General features: G+C 34.4%; 19 protein-coding genes and 2 pseudogenes. 4 read left to right on the forward strand and 17 right to left on the reverse strand.

The annotated features are described in order from the left end of the window. Positions 1-2 precede the first annotated feature (2 nt). The 6 genes from EHV10_RS01590 to EHV10_RS01615 all read right to left on the reverse strand — a co-directional run bounded on the left by EHV10_RS01590 (position 3) and on the right by EHV10_RS01615 (position 4,494). Positions 3-710: an ABC transporter permease gene (locus EHV10_RS01590; protein WP_128673120.1), complete on the reverse strand. Its 708-nt coding sequence runs from the start codon at positions 708-710 to the stop codon at positions 3-5. Continuing rightward, positions 694-1,359: an ABC transporter ATP-binding protein gene (locus EHV10_RS01595; RefSeq protein ID WP_330508373.1), complete on the reverse strand. Its 666-nt coding sequence runs from the start codon at positions 1,357-1,359 to the stop codon at positions 694-696. Before EHV10_RS01595 ends, EHV10_RS01590 begins: the two co-directional genes overlap by 17 nt. Before the next feature lie 194 nt (positions 1,360-1,553). Further along, complete coding sequence (locus tag EHV10_RS01600; RefSeq protein WP_128673575.1) at positions 1,554-1,970, reverse strand: DUF523 domain-containing protein; 417 nt, start codon at positions 1,968-1,970, stop codon at positions 1,554-1,556. Between the two features lie 102 nt (positions 1,971-2,072). Next, on the reverse strand, positions 2,073-2,459 hold the full coding sequence (locus EHV10_RS01605) for a PfkB family carbohydrate kinase (RefSeq protein ID WP_243116038.1): 387 nt from the start codon (positions 2,457-2,459) through the stop codon (positions 2,073-2,075). A gap of 29 nt (positions 2,460-2,488) precedes the next feature. Then, entirely contained in the window at positions 2,489-3,727 is a 1,239-nt protein-coding gene (locus tag EHV10_RS01610; protein WP_128673121.1) for a VWA domain-containing protein, read from the reverse strand. Between the two features lie 14 nt (positions 3,728-3,741). Beyond that, positions 3,742-4,494 (reverse strand): TraX family protein, encoded by a 753-nt coding sequence (locus EHV10_RS01615; protein WP_128673122.1) that lies wholly within the window; start codon positions 4,492-4,494, stop codon positions 3,742-3,744. Positions 4,495-4,699: 205 nt separating this feature from the next. On the opposite strand from EHV10_RS01615, the gene EHV10_RS01620 reads away from it, so the two are divergent. From EHV10_RS01620 to EHV10_RS01630, 3 genes are all read left to right on the forward strand, one after another. Next, positions 4,700-5,035: a nitrous oxide-stimulated promoter family protein gene (locus EHV10_RS01620; protein WP_128673123.1), complete on the forward strand. Its 336-nt coding sequence runs from the start codon at positions 4,700-4,702 to the stop codon at positions 5,033-5,035. A 69-nt stretch (positions 5,036-5,104) separates the two neighbouring features. Continuing rightward, the gene (locus EHV10_RS01625; RefSeq protein WP_128673124.1) at positions 5,105-6,847 is read left to right on the forward strand and encodes an ABC transporter ATP-binding protein/permease; all 1,743 of its coding nucleotides are present in this window, start codon (positions 5,105-5,107) and stop codon (positions 6,845-6,847) included. After that, positions 6,847-8,535, forward strand: coding sequence for an amino acid ABC transporter ATP-binding/permease protein (locus tag EHV10_RS01630; RefSeq protein ID WP_128673125.1), 1,689 nt, complete (start codon positions 6,847-6,849; stop codon positions 8,533-8,535). Before EHV10_RS01625 ends, EHV10_RS01630 begins: the two co-directional genes overlap by 1 nt. 50 nt (positions 8,536-8,585) lie before the next feature. Here the strand turns inward: EHV10_RS01630 and EHV10_RS01635 are convergent, their stop codons facing one another. From EHV10_RS01635 to EHV10_RS01670, 8 genes are read right to left on the reverse strand one after another with little or no spacing between them, the layout of a single operon-like run. Continuing rightward, complete coding sequence (locus EHV10_RS01635; protein WP_128673126.1) at positions 8,586-9,014, reverse strand: hypothetical protein; 429 nt, start codon at positions 9,012-9,014, stop codon at positions 8,586-8,588. 29 nt (positions 9,015-9,043) lie between these two features. Then, positions 9,044-9,412: a fluoride efflux transporter CrcB gene (gene crcB, locus EHV10_RS01640; protein WP_128673127.1), complete on the reverse strand. Its 369-nt coding sequence runs from the start codon at positions 9,410-9,412 to the stop codon at positions 9,044-9,046. Between the two features lie 27 nt (positions 9,413-9,439). After that, the gene (locus EHV10_RS01645) at positions 9,440-9,700 is read right to left on the reverse strand and encodes a hypothetical protein (protein WP_128673576.1); all 261 of its coding nucleotides are present in this window, start codon (positions 9,698-9,700) and stop codon (positions 9,440-9,442) included. Between the two features lie 57 nt (positions 9,701-9,757). Beyond that, the gene (locus tag EHV10_RS01650; protein ID WP_128673128.1) at positions 9,758-10,267 is read right to left on the reverse strand and encodes a HEPN domain-containing protein; all 510 of its coding nucleotides are present in this window, start codon (positions 10,265-10,267) and stop codon (positions 9,758-9,760) included. A gap of 35 nt (positions 10,268-10,302) precedes the next feature. Continuing rightward, positions 10,303-10,809 (reverse strand): YfbM family protein, encoded by a 507-nt coding sequence (locus EHV10_RS01655; protein ID WP_128673129.1) that lies wholly within the window; start codon positions 10,807-10,809, stop codon positions 10,303-10,305. Between the two features lie 28 nt (positions 10,810-10,837). Beyond that, the gene (locus EHV10_RS01660) at positions 10,838-11,251 is read right to left on the reverse strand and encodes a hypothetical protein (protein WP_128673130.1); all 414 of its coding nucleotides are present in this window, start codon (positions 11,249-11,251) and stop codon (positions 10,838-10,840) included. A 42-nt stretch (positions 11,252-11,293) separates the two neighbouring features. Beyond that, positions 11,294-11,863, reverse strand: coding sequence for a hypothetical protein (locus EHV10_RS01665; RefSeq protein ID WP_128673131.1), 570 nt, complete (start codon positions 11,861-11,863; stop codon positions 11,294-11,296). Between the two features lie 44 nt (positions 11,864-11,907). Then, entirely contained in the window at positions 11,908-12,555 is a 648-nt protein-coding gene (locus tag EHV10_RS01670) for a DUF4304 domain-containing protein (RefSeq protein WP_128673132.1), read from the reverse strand. A gap of 20 nt (positions 12,556-12,575) precedes the next feature. Between EHV10_RS01670 and EHV10_RS01675 the strand changes: the two are divergent. Then, positions 12,576-13,319, forward strand: a pseudogene (locus tag EHV10_RS01675) (IS1380 family transposase); the annotation flags it as partial. 96 nt (positions 13,320-13,415) lie between these two features. Here EHV10_RS01675 and EHV10_RS01680 read toward each other — a convergent pair. From EHV10_RS01680 to EHV10_RS01690, 3 genes and pseudogenes are all read right to left on the reverse strand, one after another. Next, on the reverse strand, positions 13,416-14,300 hold the full coding sequence (locus tag EHV10_RS01680) for an ORF6N domain-containing protein (protein WP_128673133.1): 885 nt from the start codon (positions 14,298-14,300) through the stop codon (positions 13,416-13,418). Positions 14,301-14,303: 3 nt separating this feature from the next. Continuing rightward, complete coding sequence (locus tag EHV10_RS01685; protein ID WP_128673134.1) at positions 14,304-14,507, reverse strand: helix-turn-helix domain-containing protein; 204 nt, start codon at positions 14,505-14,507, stop codon at positions 14,304-14,306. Positions 14,508-14,692: 185 nt separating this feature from the next. Next, positions 14,693-14,952: pseudogene (locus EHV10_RS01690) on the reverse strand (plasmid mobilization relaxosome protein MobC); the annotation flags it as partial. Between the last annotated feature and the right edge of the window lie 78 nt (positions 14,953-15,030).

Here is a 15,030-nt window from a genome sequence, read left to right on the forward strand (position 1 = left end):
TTTTAAACCTCCATAATATTTATTTTTTTAATCAGAAAACCTGAACATACTATACCGATAATTACCATTATCACTGTTAATACATATATCGCTACCTTGTTTATACTTGCATTTACAACTATATTACACATTAATGAAGCCAACAGCACCGCAGAAACAATTGTTGTCGGTACGGATTTTTTAATAAAACCTGCTCCCACTGCTATAATTCCTATATTTGCAGCTATAATTGACATAATTATGGTATTTTCAGCGATTTGCAAGATGATATGAAATGTAAAATTTTTGCCCACAAGATGTATGAAATTTTCAGTTATACCAAATATCAAGAAAATAATAAAATTATTGATAAACATTGAGATGACAGTAAATCCACAAACTATAAAAAGTTTTGATAAAACAACCTTTTTTCTACTTACCGGATATGAAAAAAGTAAAATAGGACGCTTACCCGAATAATCTTCAATAACAAATTTTGAATACATAACTGATGACATCACACAAAATACCGCCATATTAAATACATCAAACAGCGGAATAAGATTATTATATCCTGAAAAAATCGCCATATCCTTATCGCCCGGCTCTATCAAAGGAGCATATGCAAAAAGAAAAAGAAAACCAAGCATTGTAATAGCTATAATAATATCCGCTATTATATAAGTACTGATTTTATTCTTTTTTAATTCCAATCTAATAATCGTTTTCATTTTCTTTCCTCCCTGTCATTATATCCATAAAATAATCTTCCAGACCTGACGGATATTCTGCCCTTACCTTATCCATTGAAACCTCTCTCACTATATTACCCTTTACAATTGCACCTATAGTATCTGCAATATGCTCAATTTCCGTCAAAATATGACTTGAAATAAGCAAGGTCATGCCATAAGCTTTTGCAAGATTAAAGAACAGATCCCTCATTTCTCTTATTCCCATAGGATCAAGACCGTTAATAGGCTCATCCAAAATCAGCAGTTTCGGCTTATGCACAATTGCCCTTGCGATAGCCAAACGCTGACGCATTCCCAGTGAAAATGTAGACACCGGCTGAATACCTGTATTCTCTAATCCTACTTTAGATAAAATATCCTCTATATCTCCATCTTCCTTGCCCATATATGCAAGATGGATTTTTAAATTTTCCTCTGCTGACAAATGCTCATAAAAAATAGGAGTTTCAATCAAAGTACCGATTTGTGATAAAATATCAGGTCGCCTTGAAACAATATCCATCCCAAGTACTCTCACCTTACCCATAGTAGGTATACGAAGTCCTGATAGGAGTTTAAATACTGTCGTTTTCCCTGCCCCATTTGCACCTAAAAATCCATAAATCATACCTTTTTCAACATGCATATTACAGCTCCTTACCGTAAAAAGTTTTGGTAAGGTTATTTGTTTCTATTATTAAATTATTATTCACCGCACTTATCCTTTACAATTAGTCTTTCCGTAATATTTGATGCATTACAATGCTTAGTATATACATAACTAAACGGTTCAGTGCTTCCAAAACAAAATATTGAAATTACAATTCCAAACCACAGTATCTATAAATCTGATACATCAATCACCTTTATCCCATTCTTTTGCAGTAAATCTGCAAATACTCCTTTACCGGAAATCAGCTTGCCTGAAAAAGAACCGTCATATATTGCATTAACTCCACATGATGGACTCCTTGATTGCAATATAACCAGATCTATCTTTTGTTCTTTTACTGTTTCCAACGCTTTTTTTGCACCTTTTCTAAATTCTTTATCCACTGAGGTACCGTCCTTATGGCTGACTATACCGTTTACAATTTCTGCCGATTCCCTTGGCACCGGTAATCCTCCCAGAACCTCCGGACAAACAGGCAACACCTCATTACCTTTAATATAGTCGATTACTTTTTCACTATAATTATTCCCACCGCTATATTTGCAATTCTCACCAATTAAACAAGCACTGACTGCTATTCTCATCACAAAACCTTTCATATCAGCTTTCACTGTAAAATAAATCTATTACTTATAGCTTTAGTATAGTTATCATATTACAATTGCCACATCACCAAAAATTCCACTTTAGGTATACTCACTGTTTAATTCTTCAAGCGTATTAAAAAACTCTTTTATATTTTCTGCACTTACCTTACTGCTTTGAGAATTGATTTCAGTCTCGGTATCTGTAGTCAACTTGATATTGATTCTTATAAAACCTTTTGTCTCAACAAAGTTTGATTCTATTCCCTGCTTTTTTAATTCATCTTTTATAAAATATCCTGTAAAATCTGCTATAAAGTCCAATGCCTTATTTTCTTTACCAATATTTTTAAGTAGAAGTGAAATGTTTATACCCTTTCCACCTACAACGTAATCAGATTCTCCGGTTCTGTTTAACTTACCAAGTCCAAAGTTTTCAACCTTTGTAAGCATATCTATAGCCGGATTTAATGTAATCGTATAGTACATCCACTATCTCCTTAAATACATGCAAATACTTATATCATCCCTTTTTCCCTTATTTTCTCAAGCCATGAAGGAAACTCTTCCAATAATCTGGCATAGAGCTCTTCATTTGATACCTTTTTAAAATCATCCAATGCAAAAAATCCTGCATTATCCACATATCTTCCACTCATGGTATCCAGCTTTTCAAGTATACCGTAATTCTTGCCGCCTACACCCACAAACTGCCAAAAAATCGGCAGATGTGAGGCCTCTGTGATGATATTTTGTATTTCCCTTTTTTGGTTTACTCCTCCGTCTGTAATAAAAAGTACATAGGCAGGTATCTTGGTATCCTTATATTCATCCACTACCATTCTCATTACAATAGGCTCATTATTTCTTCCTCCAAGATCCAACATCAGATGTTTCCAATCTTCAGGGACAGCCGTCGTGTAGTTTTTTAAATTCACGCTGTTCATCTTCCTGGCTGTAGTTCCGTAAAACCAAAAATCAAGTTCTCCGTCATCATCAAACTGTACCGCCAGAGGCAATGTCTTATTTACAATCGACTGTACCGTGCCGTTTTTAAACCTCGGTACCATAGATCCTGAAATATCAAGAACAAGACCTACCCTTGCCACTGTAGTCTCAAGATTCTTTTTCTTTAGCTCAAATACCAAAGGTTTTACAAGACTTATAAGCTCAGGTGCTTTCTCCATCTTCTTTTCAAGGGATACTTTTACAGGTTCCGCCACAACAGACTCCTGTACCGGTTCACTTACTACTTCTTCTCCACCGAAGTATTTTAAAAGTGCAGACAGTCCACCGTCAAATCCGCTTGCCACGAAGCCTATTCTCCAAACATCCTTACGGTATATTTCCATAGCAATAACCGCCTTTTCATTGGAAAAATCATTGCCTCCAAGTGTCATTTCTATATCCTTGGCTCCGGATTGATATACTTTAGTCTCAAGGCTATTCATCTCTCCCATAGTCTTGTTACCGTCAATACTTACAGTAAATACCAGTCTGTTGATAAAGTCGGGAATTGTTGAAAGATTTAGAGTATATCTTACTCCATCAGCTATATCTTCCTCACTTACCTCAGCTTTAGGGCTAGTCTTTTGATTGTAAAAAATCATATATCTGTCATCTGAGAGTTTTCCGTTTCCATCCACTCCAAAGCAACAAAAGTCATACTCTGCATTTCCTTTTGCCTTCATATCAACAAAAATTTTCTCATTTAGATTTACATGATTTTCAAGCTTATCTTTCCAACCTTTTACCATATTTCCCCCTTATATTAAAATAAAATATTTACATTTCCATATAATAATATTCTGATAAAACCTATTAAAAACAAATGTGCCGGATAGTAAATATAAAACAACCATTTCATACTCTTATTGCTTCCGACTTCACCATTATACATTTTTAAAAGCGGTAGGCACAAACATATAAACAGCTGTAGCACTGCGTAAACTCTGTCTATAAATATAAAATAAACTGCGGCATATACCATGGCAAAAATAATATAATCAATTGCCTGCTTTTTAAAATCTCCTCTGTGCATATATAGGAAAAAAGGAACCATAACCGCAATACATGACCAATCCGCAGGGAATGAAAGCAGATTTGCAAGTATTATAAGAAATACCGTTACAATACCTGACAATTTATGTTTTTGCACTGCAAATATCAGCGTCGCACCTATGGCAAGTGACCATATAACACTTGTCTGATTGAATATTCCGCTTTTAAAAGGCACTGCACTAAGTCCAAAAGCAAAACTGTATGCAAAATGTGATATTACGGCAAATAAAAACAATCTCTTTATATACTTAACGGAATCTCTTGTATAATATGAGCCTTCCGCTATAAAAAACCACATGATAGGAGCGGTAAGTCGTCCTATTATATGGAGTGCAAATACAAACCAGACTCTTTGAAGCCCCGGAAAAAGCAGCCATGTCAAATGATCTATTGTCATTGCCACAATAGCAATTAACTTTAAATCACTTGTATTTAAGCCTCTTTCTTTTATTTTTGAAAACATTTATATATTCCTTTCAAGATTTATCATGTTTTTATTCTATCATTTTAACTTTTTCATTTCCAGCCAAAATACAACTAATATTTTAGGTGCCCCTAACCTTTTATCATAGAAAAACACCTTAAATCATGCTATATTTATATATACATAATCTACGTTTATTATTGAATCTTTAATTTCATTTTTCTACATTGAAAGGATAAATTATATGAATTCAGAAAAAGCAGAAAAGAAAAGGCAGGATGAATTACAGGCCGTAACTCGGATGATAGAAATATACTGTCATGGGAAGCATGGCCATAATACCGCTCTATGTAAAGATTGTCAGAAGCTTATGGACTATGCACGCTCAAGAATTGAGCATTGCCCATTTATGGAAAGCAAAAGTTTTTGCAGTAATTGTAAGGTTCACTGTTATTCTCCTGATATGAAAGTAAAAATCAAAGAGGTAATGCGTTATTCAGGACCACGTATCATGTTTTACCACCCAATTATGTGTATAAAGCATGCTCTTACATCTTTAAAAGCTAAATTAAAAATATAGCCCTGAGTTAGGTATTCCAAATATGCTATATTTATTGATATTACTAAATAATATGGAGGTCTTTAATTTATGATCAAGATGAGACTTATTCGTCTTTTGAAAGGCTCCGGAAAGTATATCCTCTACCAAGTTCTTTGGCAATGGATATCTCTTATTATGCAAATAATCATTGCAATAAATATTACCGGACTTATTCAAGAAGTTTTCTTAGATACAGCCTTTGAATCTCATATTCCAAGAGTTGTTATTGTCGTAATTGTAGGTGTTTTGATAAGAGCAGTATGTGATAAACTCTACACTAAAGCAAGTTTTCATGCAGGTGCAAATGTAAAGAGAATCTTGCGCAACCGTATCTATGAAAAGGTACTTCACTTAGGTCCTGCCTATAGAGAACAGGTACATACCTCTGAAATAGTGCAAATGGCAGGTGAGGGGGTGGAACAGCTTGAAGTATATTTCAGCAGATATTTGAGTCAATTTTTCTACTCATTACTTGCTCCATTGACTCTATTCATAGTTGTAATGAGAATCAGTATGAAATCTGCCGTTATTCTTCTTGTAGCAGTACCTCTTATACCCATTGTTATAATGCTTGTAATGTTAGTAGCTAAAAAGCTGCTCAGTCGTTACTTTGACATATATTACAGTCTTGGTGACATCTTCCTTGAAAAGTTACAAGGTATGACAACTCTTAAGATATATCAGGCGGATAAAGCTGCTGCAGATGATATGGATAGAGAGTCGGAACAATTTAGAAAAATAACAATGAAAGTTTTGATGATGCAGCTTAACAGTACTTCTGTTATGGATATAGTGGCATATGGCGGTGCCGCTGTAGGAATTATCAGTGCACTTTCACAGTTTTACAAAGGTGAAGTTTCTCTTTATGGAATGCTTATGATCTTATTCCTTGCCGCTGAATTTTTCCTTCCAATGAGAATCTTAGGAAGTTTTTTTCATATAGGTATGAACGGAATGAAGGCAAGCGATCGTATATTTGCATTCCTCGATCTTCCTGAACAGCAAAGAGGAAATAAAGAAATAAGTGATAATGAAATTAAAATATCACTTGAAGATCTTTCTTTCTCATATGATTTAAGTAAGACCATATTAAATAAAATAAATATGACTATTGATCCAAAATCATTTGTTTCAATAGTAGGTGTATCAGGCTCAGGTAAATCTACCATAGCAGGCATACTTATGGGTAAAAATCCAAAGTACAGCGGAAGTCTGAAGATAAACAATGATGAGCATAATGAGCTCACAAGTGAAACCATACTTAGTCATTTTACTTTGGTAGGCCATAGCAGCTGGATATTTGCAGGTACTGTAAGAGATAATCTTTTGATGGGCAATCCGAATGCTACAGAAAAAGAAATGAATGATGTTCTTGAGAAAGTCAACCTTCTTGCCTTTATCAATTCTCAAGACGGACTTGATACAAAGCTTACTTCAAATGCAAGCAATCTCTCTGGAGGGCAAAAGCAAAGACTCTCACTTGCAAGGGCCCTTCTTCACAATACTCCGGTATATATATTTGATGAAGCTACTTCAAATGTTGATGCAGGCAGTGAAGAGATAATAATGAATGTAATACATAAGTTATCAAAAGCCAAAACCGTTATACTTATATCACATAGACTGGCAAATGTAGTTGACAGTGATAAGATATTTATGCTTAAAAACGGAAGTATCGTTGAATCAGGACCTCACTCTGAGCTAATGAACAATAAAGGTGCTTATGAGAAACTGTTTACAGAGCAGATGAATCTTGAGAATTTCTCAAAAAGAAAGGAGGTAGTAGGATAATGAAACAAACTACAAGAAGATCAGGACTTTCCATTATGAGAAGTCTTATCGTTTTGGTAAAGCCCTTAACAGGTGTTATGTTACTTGGAATTTTCCTTGGAATCCTTGGCTTTTTATGTGCTATCTTCCTTACCATAACAGGCGGATATGGTATTCTTTACGGACTTTATACTCTGTTAAATAAAGGATTTACTTCTGCTCCCGACATTTCAAAAACAATATTCATATCACTTATTGTAATAGCTGTTGCAAGGGGTATTCTTCACTATGGAGAGCAATACTGTAATCACTATATCGCATTCCGAATACTTGCAATAATAAGGCATAAGATTTTTGCTGTACTTAGAAAGCTATGTCCTGCCAAGCTTGAGGGAAAGGAAAAGGGAAATCTTATTACAATTATCACAAGCGATATCGAACTTTTAGAGGTGTTCTTTGCACATACCATATCACCTATAGCTATAGCTTTTATCACCTCTCTTATAATGGTGATATTTATATGGGCTCAGCACCATATTGCAGGTATCATTTCATTACTTGCATATATGACTGTAGGAATTGCTCTTCCACTTTGGAATGGAAGTCGCAGTGCAGATGCCGGAATGAAATTTAGAAATAATGTAGGCGAACTAAACAACTTTGTTATCAACAGTATGTATGGAGTAGACGAAATACTTCAGTACAATCAGGGTGAGGTGCGCTTAAATGAGATGGACTTAAAGTCTTTAGAACTGTCTGATAATCAAAGAAAGCTCAGCTTTTTCGAGGGTTCTCAAAGAGCTGCGACAAACCTTGTTATCCAGCTTTTCTCATGGTTAATGTTCTTTTGTATGCTGATGCTTTATAAGAATGAAAGCATAGGATTTTCACAGATGCTTATTGCAACATTGGCTATGATGAGTTCATTCGGACCTACTGTTGCACTGTCTTCTTTGTCAAACAATCTCAATCAGACTCTTGCCTGTGGTGAGCGTGTACTTTCATTGCTTGAGGAAGAACCGGTAGTTGAAGAAGTATCAGGTAAAGAAAATACTGTATTTGAAGGTGCAGATGTTGAGTGTGTAAACTTCTCATATGGAGATGAAACTATACTTGATAATGTTTCTCTTGATATAAAGAAGGGTCAAGTACTCGGAATACATGGTGTGAGCGGTTCCGGTAAATCTACACTATTGAAACTGCTCATGAGATTTTGGGATGTAAAAACAGGTGAAGTGCATATTTCAGGAAAGAATATTAAGAATGTTAACACCGAGGATCTTCGTGAAATGACAGGCTATGTTACTCAGGAAACTGTAATGTTCCAAGGAACTATTGCCGATAATATAAGAGTTGCAAAGCAAAATGCAAGTCTTGAAGAGATTCAAAATGCAGCTAAGAAAGCAAGTATACATGACTTTATAATAAGTCTTCCAAATGACTATGATACGTGTGTCGGCGAGCTGGGTGATTCGCTATCAGATGGTGAAAAGCAGCGTATAGGGCTTGCAAGAGCATTCTTACATGACGGTGACTTCCTGCTTTTGGATGAGCCTACCAGCAATCTGGATGTTTTAAATGAGGGCATTATATTAAAATCACTTTCAGAAGAAAGTGCCGGAAAGACCATTGTTCTGGTTTCACATAGAAAATCTACAATGTCACTTTCGGATAAAACCTATGAGATGGCTAACGGCAGATTCTCATAAACTAAATAAGCACATAGCAAAAGAATTTCTCAAAGCTATGTGCCTTTGTTTTATTTTCTTGACTTATAGAACTCCTTATACTTAGGATCGTCATTATCAAAGTATCTATAGCTTACCGCCTTTATCTTTACAAGTTTTCGCCATATTTCAAAGGCTTTATCAAGCTCACCGTTTTCATATGCATACTTTGCCTTCATATGTTCAAGCTCTTCATCAAATAAATGTAAGTTATCATTATTTTCCGTCATTCTCTCAAGCCATATTTTGGCATTCACCAAATCATTATTTTCTAGAGCTTTTTTAAAGAAGTTCTTTGCATATCCATAGCCCTGATTCCAGTTAGCTCCCGACTCAGGAAATGCATCCCAGCCTTTATCTGCAATTTCAAATCCCTCTTTTAAATTACCTTCGTTAATTTTAATTACCGCATCCTTACCGTATTCGATAACACTAGCATATCTTTCTTCATCTAAAAGCATATCTTATTCCTCTCGGCATTTTCTACTTTTTATAATTTTACCACTGTTGCCAGCTTCTCTCCGCATAATATGCCTAATATACAGCATGTAACACTTAGTACAATATATAATCCGCCTAATGTGTATTGCTTATTATCAAGCAAGTTAAACGCTTCCAGTGAAAATGTTGAAAATGTAGTGAATCCGCCACATACACCTGTCTTCCAAAACAGTACTGTATTACCTGATATATTGTCTTTGTTACTTGTAAACCCTACAATAAAACCGATTATTATTGCACCTGCTATATTTGTAATAAGTGTAAGTATTGGAAATCCTGTTTTAACCGGGATAAGACTTATAGCATATCTTGCCATTGCCCCAATCGCTCCACCAAGTGCTACAAATAAAAAGTTCATAATTCTCCTTTGTTCAAACTTAATTTATTATTCAAAAGACCCTCCACCTCTATATGTATTTACAATGCAGGTGAATTTTTTACCGCATTTCGGACATTTAATGATATGGTAAATAATATCATCAATCCAATGTCCGTCTTTCATATGTTCACCTAATTTACAGTTGCCTTCAACAATTATAAAACCTCTTTTTTCAACAAGATCCTTAATATACTCTATAGTATCTTCATATAGTTTGGGCGAAGAAAAGTCTTCTGTTTTTTTGATATCTGAACAATAATCACACATATTTATTACCATGCCTAACTATAAAACTGTTTTCTGTTATTTCCATCTCTTAGTTCACTATAAATCGGTATACCTCTCCAAATCCTTTAAATACAGCTTAAGTCCCTTAAGCATTTTTGCAAGCTCCACACAATCTATCTTGCCCATCTCTATTATAGCATACTTTTTCTTATTCTCATCAAAATCCGGATATCTGGTTTTATTGTGCAGTGCCGAGAATTTGATATCTTTTAGAACCTTTGTAAGCAGTTGTTCTCTTAGCCTGTCCTCCACCATAGCATCGCCTTTACCGTATATCTGGACCAATATCTCAATTGACTTATCAAGTGAATGCCCTATGGTCTTTTTTATCATTTCCTTATAATAAGAATTTGTCACATCCACAATCCTGGCAATTTTTGCTTTAATTTGCTTTTCCATAGCCTGCACATAAAAGTACACAGCCTGATTATAAAGTTCCCTGCTCTCAAGTATAACCGCAGATTTTTCATCCTGCATAGCCGCTTTAAGATACTCATGTGCCACTTCCAAAGAATCCTTCAAAAACTTTCGATTACCTAAATACATATATTCTCCTATTTCCGATCTCCCCTTCTATTATACTAGCAAATAATAATCACTACATTTCCGTTCACTTCAAGTATTTTCTTATAAAAATCTCTTAGTCTTTGGAAGTATGTCATTAATTCTTCTCTTATTTTATCAGCATCTTCTTCATAATCCCAGGTATTCGGGTATATATTTGCTTTTTTAAACCGGCTCATATTTAAGTTATCCAAGGCTTTCTCTATATCAAAATCTTCAAGTGCAAGTACTATATCCTTAACCTTCGACTTTTGTGTATAAGCTATATACTCCTCTGAGTTTTTAATAGAATTTACTCCAAAAACAGCCTCACTAAGAGGATTATTTTCCATAGCATCATCCTTACCCACTCCTGTCAGTACAAAGTGCATAGCATCCCACATCTTATCCATGCCAAATTGTATTTCTATATCATCATTACCATCTTTAACATCTTCAATATCCTCAACTGCTTCATTATAAAAGAGCTTCATTTCTTTTAAGTTTCTATTGCTTAAATATTGATAATTTGCTATTATTCCCATTTTCAATTCTCCAAAAAATATTTTAAAACTACAATTTACTATTACTGCAAAGTAAGCTTTCTATCATAAGCAAAACCATATTTTGTGGATTTATTTCAAACTCATTCGATACTATACGCTTATTAAAATACTTAACCGACTTATCATGATTAAGAAATTTATTTATGCAAAGATACTGCTCAATTTCATCAAGTATAAATGCACTTTGCTTTAAGTCCAAATCACTAAAGCCGTTTGCATAATGAACGCTTTTCATAATTTTTTTCAATTTTGTATTTGGATATTTTTCTTTGAGTGTATCTCTCAGTAAAATAACCGACTCTTCAAATGTTTGACTATCTAAATCATTGGCACTTACACCTGTAATAATATTTTCATTGCTTAAATGTTCAAACAGCTTAATCATTTGTTGTTTCAAATCCATAAGTTCATTTTCACTCATTAAAACCTCCCCCACCTCGGTAAGATTTATCTTTATTAATATTTACCCTTTTACAAATGACTGTTTTAATTCAGCCAGCTCTTTTAGCTTTCTGTCAAATACTGATTCACTCATACCTTTCCCGGTAGCAATCTCATAATAAATATTAAATTCAGGATGATTATTTTCTTTTACAACCGCCAAAAGCTCTGCAAAATATCCCCATGCATTATTATAACTTTTTGTTGAACTATAATCTTCTCTTTTTGGCATCCACTGCAGCTTTATAAAGAATTTATTCAGTATTTTGTTCCAGGTTCCTACATCGTCATCATAACAAAAGAACTTTGTTTCAAACAAACTGCCAAATCTCCTGTCCCAAAATTTTACATTGTCAGGCAAATACCAGGTATCACGAGGATTGCGGCATATCAATTCTATCGTTATCATTTCAAGTATTGCAGCCGGATCTCCATCGACACAGCTATAACTTCCCGGAACTGAAGTTTGTGCACCCTCCACTTTTAACTCTTCATAAGCTGTTTTGCTATCAAGTAATACTAAAGCAATTTTAGCCCTATCTCCAAAAGCTTTCCCTTCGCTTAATAATTTGTACTTGTTAAATTCGTTCATTTAGCCTCCTTATTCTTATCGGAAAAAGGTATCCTTAACCGTAATTATTTTTCAATCCTTAGTCCATTTAGATATGCAAACTGTATCAATCTGGCACCATTAAACTCATTACACACCTGAGAAATCTCTTCCTTAGGCATTTCTTTTAACTTATTATAAAAACTGATGTACTTATTCTTAAGCTTATCTTCTTTAAGTATCTTATTAAAATACTTTTCAGCCTTATCTTTTCCCCCAAAGTAATAGATATAGTACAGTAGGTTGTGGATAGCCGGCTTATCGTTCATAATTTTTTCAACATTGGTTTCTGTATCTTCAAAATCGTCAAATATAGGTATTATATGATCTCTGATAAGTCCGCTAATTTCTTCCACAGTATATTTATAGCTTGCACCCGACAACTGCCACCATTTAAATGGAGTTCTTCCTAGCAGAGATCCCATCTCACCACCAAATACAAAACCATTATTAATATTTGCTTTTTTCATGCCTTTTGAATATATGGCAATATGCGGTATGAATTCTACGCTACACTCATAGTTGTTTCTATTGGCTTGAAAGTGAATTTCATAGGTAAGGTCCTTATTTTTAGATGTTTTCTTTAGTGTCTGTCCTTTGCTTATTATCTTAAAATCAGTGAAATTTCCCGCTATTTCCTTCCAGGCTTTTTCACATAATTCTCTAGGTTTCATTTTTCAAATACTCCTTAGCTGATTCTTCAGATGAACTTACAAATGTTCCTGTGTTTAAAGCAGTGCTAAATAAAGGCACTTTAATCACAACCAACCATTTCAAGATTTCATAATTGAATGGATGAGGATTCGCTGAATCAGTTCCTTTCAATAAATCAAATTCTTCGAAAGAAAGTTTATAGTATTCAGATGCCGGAAGCTATCATTTTAGATTTGGACTCAACACTTCTTAATGCCTATGGCAAGCAGGAAGGCAAAGTATTTAACTTCCACTGTCAAAGTAACGGTTACCATCCACTTGTTTGCTATGATGAAATCACAGGAGTTTTGATTAAAATTCAGCTTCGCAACAGGACTCAGTATTCAAGCACAGGAGTTGTGGACTTTCTGCAGCCTATACTTGATGAATATCTTGAAGATTTTCCGGAAATTAAACTTATCCTTCGTGGAGATAGTGGCTTTGCAACACCCGATTTGTATAAACAGTGTGAAGAAAACGGTATCGGCTATGTAATTCGTTTGAAAGAAAATGCTATACTTCGTGATAAGGCATCATCTCTTGTAGATGAACTTGATGAAATTACAAAAACAGCAAAGTAGATTATGCTGTAGTTTATGGTGAATTAATGTATCAGGCAGGTCCTTGGCCTTATGAAAGACGTGTTGTCTGTAAAGTTGAAAAACCTGAAAACCAAATGACTTACATATATACATTCATTGTTACAAACATGGAGTCATCCCCTGAATATCTTATCAAGTTCTATTGAAAAATAGGCTTGATGGAAAACTTCATAAAGGAAAGTAAAACAGGTTTTGCACTCTCACTATATAAGATATTATCCTTAATCACTAAACTCCTCCTACTTAACTTTATTGATCAAATCCTGAACCAATTTTCCATCTTCAATCTTTGTTATCGCAAAACTCTTCTTGCCGGCGTCTTTTATAGATGCACCGATAAAGTATCCTTCTTTGTCATCAATAATCAAAAAACGATCATGAAAATCTTTGGTCGTTTTCACGCTCAAACTCGGGTACTGAGCATTAAACTTGTTCATGTCTTTTGTTGTTAAGTTTCCTTTTCCAGATGTTGCAATCAATACGTCAACTTCTGAATTCTTCTTACAAAGTATATTAAGCGTATTTACATCCACATAATTATCAATCAAGATCAGTTTGCTCTGTGCTTTTCCAATTAGATCTGCAATAAACCTGAAGGCATCATAGATTTGTCCGTCAAAAAAGATCTTTTGTTTTACCTCTGTATTGCTCGCAATGTAGTTGAATACTTCTTCAAGTTTCTTATCTGTTTCTAACTGTTTTAACTCCACTCTATCCAGCCTCGAAAAAAGTTGTTGATTTGAAAGCAGGAATTTTCTCATCTCCACAAAACTATTCATAATCCTTATGCTTACTTCTACTGCAATATCACTTTTAAGGACAGCGGAAAGCATAGCAATGCCTTGTTCCGTAAAAGCATATGGATTCGATGATGAATGTTTCATGGTAGTGAACCGGTCGCAATTTGCGACCAGTTCATTCTTTTCTTCTGTACTGAGTCTAAAGCAAAACTCTTCAGGAAATCTAGCCGAGTTTCTTTTGACTTGCTCATTCAATCTTTTGGTTTGAACCTGATATAAGTCAGCTAAGTCCCTATCAATCATTACCTGCTTCCCACGAATGGTGTAGATTAGATTTGTGATGCTTGTTTCCTCTATCGGTATCAAAGTGTTATCATCTTTCATGTGCTAATCCTCCACAAATTCCAAGATATCGCTTGGAGTAAGATTCATTGCTTTACATATTCTTTCTAAGTTTTTCATTGATATATATTCGTCTTTACCCATATTAGCTAAGGTGTTTGAAGTAATTCCTGTTAGCTTGATTAAGTCGGTTCTTTTCATATTCTTTTCTATTAAATGAATCCATAATTTTTTATAAGAAACACTCATAAAACACCTCCAAATTATTTTAATTATACCATATAAAATAGCGAAAACACAATCTGAAGTTACTTGAAAAAATAGGGACGATTTATAAAAAAACTTCCGTCTCATACCTCACAATTTTTTTACCTAAGTTAAATTTCATTTTTGTACGAAAAAGGAGATGTCTCTTCAGCACCTCCTGGTACTCTTTAATCCTCACTGACTTCCTTCGTCCTTTTTAGCAGCAGCGAGTGAATATCCCACAGCTCCTTCGAAAATTTCTCTATGAATTTCTTCATATCTTCAATATCATCTCGATAGATAATTCCCGTTTGATTCACTCTTTTGTCAATCTGATTCAGGCTATTCGTTACATTGGACAATAAGCCTTGCAAATCTCTGAAAGGTTCTAAATCCACTTCGTAAATCTCTTTTCCATCACACACTTGCAGATGAAATATAGGTGGTTTTAATACGACAGATAAGATATCTCTACAATCAACAATACCATGATTATAGTCGTGGTGCATTCAAAATTGGTACTGTT

The organism is Lachnoanaerobaculum gingivalis, from assembly GCF_003862475.1.
GTDB lineage: Bacteria > Bacillota > Clostridia > Lachnospirales > Lachnospiraceae > Lachnoanaerobaculum > Lachnoanaerobaculum gingivalis.

Excerpts from the sequence above, each read along its gene's own strand:
- EHV10_RS01615 (WP_128673122.1), bottom strand. The coding sequence starts at position 4,494 with ATGTTTTCAAAAATAAAAGAAAGAGGCTTAAATACAAGTGATTTAAAG.
- EHV10_RS01620 (WP_128673123.1), top strand. The coding sequence starts at position 4,700 with ATGAATTCAGAAAAAGCAGAAAAGAAAAGGCAGGATGAATTACAGGCC.
- EHV10_RS01590 (WP_128673120.1), bottom strand. The coding sequence starts at position 710 with ATGAAAACGATTATTAGATTGGAATTAAAAAAGAATAAAATCAGTACT.
- EHV10_RS01660 (WP_128673130.1), bottom strand. The coding sequence starts at position 11,251 with ATGAGTGAAAATGAACTTATGGATTTGAAACAACAAATGATTAAGCTG.
- EHV10_RS01635 (WP_128673126.1), bottom strand. The coding sequence starts at position 9,014 with ATGCTTTTAGATGAAGAAAGATATGCTAGTGTTATCGAATACGGTAAG.
- EHV10_RS01680 (WP_128673133.1), bottom strand. The coding sequence starts at position 14,300 with ATGAAAGATGATAACACTTTGATACCGATAGAGGAAACAAGCATCACA.
- crcB (WP_128673127.1), bottom strand. The coding sequence starts at position 9,412 with ATGAACTTTTTATTTGTAGCACTTGGTGGAGCGATTGGGGCAATGGCA.
- EHV10_RS01595 (WP_330508373.1), bottom strand. The coding sequence starts at position 1,359 with ATGCATGTTGAAAAAGGTATGATTTATGGATTTTTAGGTGCAAATGGG.
- EHV10_RS01650 (WP_128673128.1), bottom strand. The coding sequence starts at position 10,267 with ATGTATTTAGGTAATCGAAAGTTTTTGAAGGATTCTTTGGAAGTGGCA.
- EHV10_RS01655 (WP_128673129.1), bottom strand. The coding sequence starts at position 10,809 with ATGGGAATAATAGCAAATTATCAATATTTAAGCAATAGAAACTTAAAA.
- EHV10_RS01665 (WP_128673131.1), bottom strand. The coding sequence starts at position 11,863 with ATGAACGAATTTAACAAGTACAAATTATTAAGCGAAGGGAAAGCTTTT.
- EHV10_RS01625 (WP_128673124.1), top strand. The coding sequence starts at position 5,105 with ATGATCAAGATGAGACTTATTCGTCTTTTGAAAGGCTCCGGAAAGTAT.
- EHV10_RS01685 (WP_128673134.1), bottom strand. The coding sequence starts at position 14,507 with ATGAGTGTTTCTTATAAAAAATTATGGATTCATTTAATAGAAAAGAAT.
- EHV10_RS01600 (WP_128673575.1), bottom strand. The coding sequence starts at position 1,970 with ATGAGAATAGCAGTCAGTGCTTGTTTAATTGGTGAGAATTGCAAATAT.
- EHV10_RS01610 (WP_128673121.1), bottom strand. The coding sequence starts at position 3,727 with ATGGTAAAAGGTTGGAAAGATAAGCTTGAAAATCATGTAAATCTAAAT.
- EHV10_RS01605 (WP_243116038.1), bottom strand. The coding sequence starts at position 2,459 with ATGTACTATACGATTACATTAAATCCGGCTATAGATATGCTTACAAAG.
- EHV10_RS01670 (WP_128673132.1), bottom strand. The coding sequence starts at position 12,555 with ATGAAACCTAGAGAATTATGTGAAAAAGCCTGGAAGGAAATAGCGGGA.
- EHV10_RS01630 (WP_128673125.1), top strand. The coding sequence starts at position 6,847 with ATGAAACAAACTACAAGAAGATCAGGACTTTCCATTATGAGAAGTCTT.
- EHV10_RS01645 (WP_128673576.1), bottom strand. The coding sequence starts at position 9,700 with ATGTGTGATTATTGTTCAGATATCAAAAAAACAGAAGACTTTTCTTCG.